The organism is Paracoccus sp. (in: a-proteobacteria) (genome assembly GCF_047973135.1).
In the GTDB taxonomy this organism is placed as follows: Bacteria; Pseudomonadota; Alphaproteobacteria; order Rhodobacterales; family Rhodobacteraceae; genus Paracoccus.
Genome location: NZ_JBKEBL010000212.1, coordinates 1 through 4,143, shown reverse-complemented (window position 1 = coordinate 4,143; position 4,143 = coordinate 1). Strand labels below are relative to the sequence as shown.

Genomic DNA, 4,143 nt, shown 5'->3' with positions numbered 1-4,143 from the left:
GGGCGCAGAATTGCCGCAATGTGATGCCATGATCTTCGTGTCGCTTGGCACTAGACGCGGCCCGGGCTTTGGGTAGAGAACAGGCACGTGCGGGTGTGGCGGAATGGTAGACGCGAGGGTCTCAAACACCCTTTCCGCAAGGAGTGTCGGTTCGAGTCCGACCACCCGCACCAATATTTCCTCGGCTTTTGCAAGGACATCCCGCAGCGGATCTTCAAGATCAGGGGCTGGCAGGTTTACAAACGTACCGTGGGCATGCGGCCTCGCATTCAGGCCGTGCTGTCAGTGGCCGCTGCGCTGAACGAACGCTGGTCCACTGATCTCGCCCGCATCTAGACTGGAAAGGATGGCTGGGCCTCCTTGGCACCCAAGTGCTCGTTTAAGCGTAAGCGGTTCTCTGACCCCACCTTCCTTGTGAGCGCGTGATCTGCGAGTCCCTGCGTTGTGTAGATTTGCAGGGATTTTCTCCATGGAGCACTCAGCGGAGTTTCTCAGTGAGGTGATTGTCGGGCCTCGCGGTCAGAGGCGGTGGCCGGATGAGGTGAAGGCGCGGATCGTGGCCGAGACGCTGGAGCCGGGGGCGACGGTGAACGAGGTTGCGCGGCGGTATGACATGCGGCCCAATCATCTGTCGGAATGGCGGCGGCGGGCGCGTGAGGGGAAGCTGGTTTTGCCCGCTTTGCCGGACGTGGAGGCCGGTTCTGGGCCCATGTTCGCGCCGATGGTGATCGAAGGGTTAACCGACCGTGCGGTGGGGTCCGGGGGTGCAACGCTTGAGATCGTCTGCGGCGAGGTAGTGATCCGTCTTGGCGGGGAGACCCCGGCGGTGCGGATCGCGGAGATTGTCCGGGCATTGGCCGAATGATCTTCCCGTCGAACCGGGTTCGGATCGTGGTGGCGACGAAACCAGTCGACTTCCGGAAAGGCCATGACGGGTTGGCTGAGCTGGTGAAGAATGAACGCCCTCTTCGCAGGTCATGAAGCCGGGGCTCAGAACTGGGCGATACTGGCCAGCCTGATCGAAACCTGCAAAATCAACGCCATCGAGCCCCACGCCTGGCTGACCGGCACCCTCCGGGCTATCGTCAACGGACACAAGCAGTCCCGGATCGAAGAACTCTTGCCCTGGAACGAAGCCCCGACGGTGTGATCGGCGTACCGCTTACGGTGAAACCCATGAGCTGCTCCAGCGTCATGCCATCCCCGGCATAGACCTCCAGCAGCGCGGGCGCGACCGCCGCCAGACGCAGGCGTTGCTTCACGACCTTTGCGTCAACGAAGAAGGCGGCGGCGATCTCTTCCTCGCCCATGCCCTGGTCGCGCAGGGTCTGAAAGGCGCGGAACTGATCGAGCGGATGCAACGGTGCGCGTTCGATATTCTCGGCCAGCGAGACCTCGTCGATCAGCACATCGTTGACTTCCGAGACGACACAGGGCACCGGTGCTGTCTTATTCAGGCGTTTTTGCTTGACCAGCAGTTCCAGCGCCCGGAAACGCCGACCGCCGGCAGGCACTTCGAACAGCCCGGTCTCCTGACCCTCGGCGTCGAGTTCCGCCCGCACATGCAGCGATTGGATCAGCCCACGCCGGGCGATGGACTCGGCCAGTTCCTCGACCGAGATCCCGGCCTTGATGCGCCGGACATTGGCCTGGCTCAGCACCAGCTTGTTGAAAGGGATGTCGCGCGCGGACGCGAGGGTGATCTTCTGAATGGCATTGGCCATGGGATTGCTCCGCGACGGGCGGCCGGGACCCTCTCCCGACCTCCAAACCCGTCACGAAAACCCCAATCCGCCCCTTACTCTGAAAACTGCGGGAGTCATTCATGGAACCATGCCCCCAGAAAATCGACGAGCATATCGGCAACCAGCCGGACACGTGGCGCGCGAGCTTTGTCTTCGTGAAGGGTCAGGTGCAGGGGCCGCGACAGAAACGCCTCACCAACTGGCGGCAAATCCCCGGCGTAAAAATCCGGCAGCAGCGCAATTCCATAACCCGCCGCGACAGCGGCCCGCATCACCGATGTGTCCGCCGTATCCAGCACCACAGGGCGGCTGCCCGACCAGTCATGCATCCAGCGCTCGGTCTCGGTCCGGGCGTCGCGAGGCCGGATGACACCTGCCTTCGGGTCCAGCCCATAGGGGCGATAGAGGATCTGGCCAAGCCGCCGCAGGCGCAGGGTCTGGCCTTCAACCGGACCGATGCGCAGCGCCAGATCCACCTCGCCGCGCCCCAGATCAGCACGCTGCGCATCCGCGTCGATCTCAAGCTGAATGCCGGGATATGCCGCCAGAAACGGCCCCAGACGCGGCGCAAGAAGCTCTGCCGCCAAAAGCGGTGGGGCGGACAGGCGAACCACCCCTTCGGCCCCGCCGCCCGCCAGCCGGCGAAGATCGAACAAAGCCGCCTCCGCCGCTTCGGCGCGCTCGACCAGCGCCAGCGCCTCGGGTGTTGGCCGCCAGCCACGCGGCAGACGATCAAACAGGCGCAGGCCAAGCGCCAGTTCCAGCCGGTCCATGCGCCGGGCCACCGTGGCATGCTCGACCCGCAAATGCCGGGCGGCCCCGGACAGGCTGCCCTCACGGATCAGGGCCAGAAATGGTTGCAGGTCATCCCAGTTCATCTGGGCATTTTTTCACGAACAATGTGAGATATCTCCATATTACCGATCAATTTATAACATCAGATAAGAGGCGCCGAAATCCATAATCTCGACAGGAGAAGAAAATGAATGCCGTCACCCTGACCGAAAAATTCCTTGGCCACGTCTTTGCAGGCGAGATGGATCAGGCCCTTGCCATGGTCGCCCCCGACGCGCACCTGATCGGCAGCCGCCCCGAGCCGTCATCCGACAATCCCATCTTTGGCACGCATATCGGCCCGAACGGTGCGCGTGCATTCTTCACAGCCTTTGGCGAGGTGATAGAGCCGGGCGAATTCAACATCACGGACAAGTTTGGCACCGACACCCAAGCCTGCCTTTACGGTCAGTTTCGCCATAAGGTCAGGGCTACGGGTCGCCCTTTTCCAAGCGATTGGGCGCTGGTCACGCAGGTATCGAGCGGCAAGCTGGTGCTGTATCATTTCTACGAGGATACGGCGGCGCTGGCTGAGGCCATGCAACCGGCGTGATCCCCACCTGAACATTCATGGAGACGCGACGTTCCGCATTTCCGGCGCGGAGCGGGCGGCAAGCAACCGCTCAGCGCCCCGAATGCTGCCGGCCTCCCGCGCAGCTTCCGCCCAGATGGAAATCGGCAGGTCGCTGGCGAAGTGCTAGTCGCGTTCGATCCCCATGCCGAAGGGCAGCCGGAGCGAACGAAGCTCGGCGAATGACCAGTAGCCAAGCTCGGGATAGCCGAGATCGGCCAATCCGAACATGACATCGCCCTCAGCATCCAACTCGGTGGCGAGCCAGACGCCCGCGCCGAAGGGGTTGAAGAATTTCACCACCGGGGCGTGATCGGCGTCAGGTTCCCGGCCATTGGCGAGAAGGCGGTCGCGTTGCGCAGAGGTCAGGAGGATCATGCCGCAGCCCTCGCATCCGTAGCCGCGCTATCCGCCTCGGGCAAATGCCCCAGCAGCCAATCCGCCGCCTTGCTGGCCTGCGACGCGGCGCGGACGATGGCGCGGTTGTGCCGCGCTCGCCCTTGCGGACATTGCCGCCAAGCGCCAGCGCCTGGCGAAAGGTCAGCCAGGCTTGCGTCGGATAGCCATGTTGCACCACCGCGCCCCAGAGGATCAGCACGTTGATGCCGGAATATTGCCGCGCGGTCGCGGCATTCCTCGGCATCGCCAGCGGCGCCTTGGCCGCCGCCGTTCCCCAGGGCTGAACCCAGGGCAGCCGCCCCGCCTCCAGCTCGGCGATGATCTTTTGGGTGATGTCGTCGTATAGATTGCTGCGCGTGCCGCCGCGCGCGGCGCGGGTCTGTCTGGCCATCGGGATATCCTCCGCGACGGGCGCCGGAGGCCACTCCCCCAGACCCTCAACCCGTCACGGAACACCCGGCCTATCTCTAGCTCCATGAAGAGACAAATCCACCAGCCAACCGGGCGCAAACTTGAACGGAAAATGCCGCGGGAGAGACCACCGGCCCAGTCAGGTTCACGCCTCAATCATGGGGTCTAAGCTTCACCCTTGGT

The 4,143-nt window shown here is 63.5% G+C and carries 3 protein-coding genes, 1 tRNA gene and 4 pseudogenes; 4 read left to right on the top strand and 4 right to left on the bottom strand.

The genetic code is table 11. From position 1 onward, the window contains the following. Positions 1-89 precede the first annotated feature (89 nt). The 3 genes and pseudogenes from ACK5L9_RS16320 to ACK5L9_RS16310 form a co-directional block, all read left to right on the top strand. Positions 90-173 (top strand) — tRNA-Leu (locus ACK5L9_RS16320). A gap of 296 nt (positions 174-469) precedes the next feature. Continuing rightward, positions 470-865, top strand: coding sequence for an IS66-like element accessory protein TnpA (tnpA, locus tag ACK5L9_RS16315; protein ID WP_416912516.1), 396 nt, complete (start codon positions 470-472; stop codon positions 863-865). Between the two features lie 87 nt (positions 866-952). Further along, positions 953-1,150: pseudogene (locus ACK5L9_RS16310) on the top strand (transposase domain-containing protein); the annotation flags it as partial. Between the two features lie 10 nt (positions 1,151-1,160). Here the strand turns inward: ACK5L9_RS16310 and ACK5L9_RS16305 are convergent. Together ACK5L9_RS16305 and ACK5L9_RS16300 are read right to left on the bottom strand one after the other, a co-directional pair. Further along, positions 1,161-1,724: pseudogene (locus ACK5L9_RS16305) on the bottom strand (ParB/RepB/Spo0J family partition protein); the annotation flags it as partial. Between the two features lie 95 nt (positions 1,725-1,819). Then, complete coding sequence (locus ACK5L9_RS16300) at positions 1,820-2,623, bottom strand: LysR family transcriptional regulator (protein WP_416912515.1); 804 nt, start codon at positions 2,621-2,623, stop codon at positions 1,820-1,822. A gap of 104 nt (positions 2,624-2,727) precedes the next feature. Between ACK5L9_RS16300 and ACK5L9_RS16295 the strand changes: the two genes are divergently transcribed. Continuing rightward, positions 2,728-3,132 carry a nuclear transport factor 2 family protein gene (locus ACK5L9_RS16295; protein ID WP_416912514.1) on the top strand — a complete coding sequence of 135 codons (405 nt, stop codon included), beginning with the start codon at positions 2,728-2,730 and terminating at the stop codon, positions 3,130-3,132. A 15-nt stretch (positions 3,133-3,147) separates the two neighbouring features. On the opposite strand, the pseudogene ACK5L9_RS16290 reads toward ACK5L9_RS16295, so the two are convergent. After that, positions 3,148-3,528, bottom strand: a pseudogene (locus tag ACK5L9_RS16290) (DUF2958 domain-containing protein). 103 nt (positions 3,529-3,631) lie between these two features. Beyond that, positions 3,632-3,940 (bottom strand): annotated as a pseudogene (locus ACK5L9_RS16285) (ArdC-like ssDNA-binding domain-containing protein); the annotation flags it as partial. Positions 3,941-4,143: the final 203 nt, after the last annotated feature.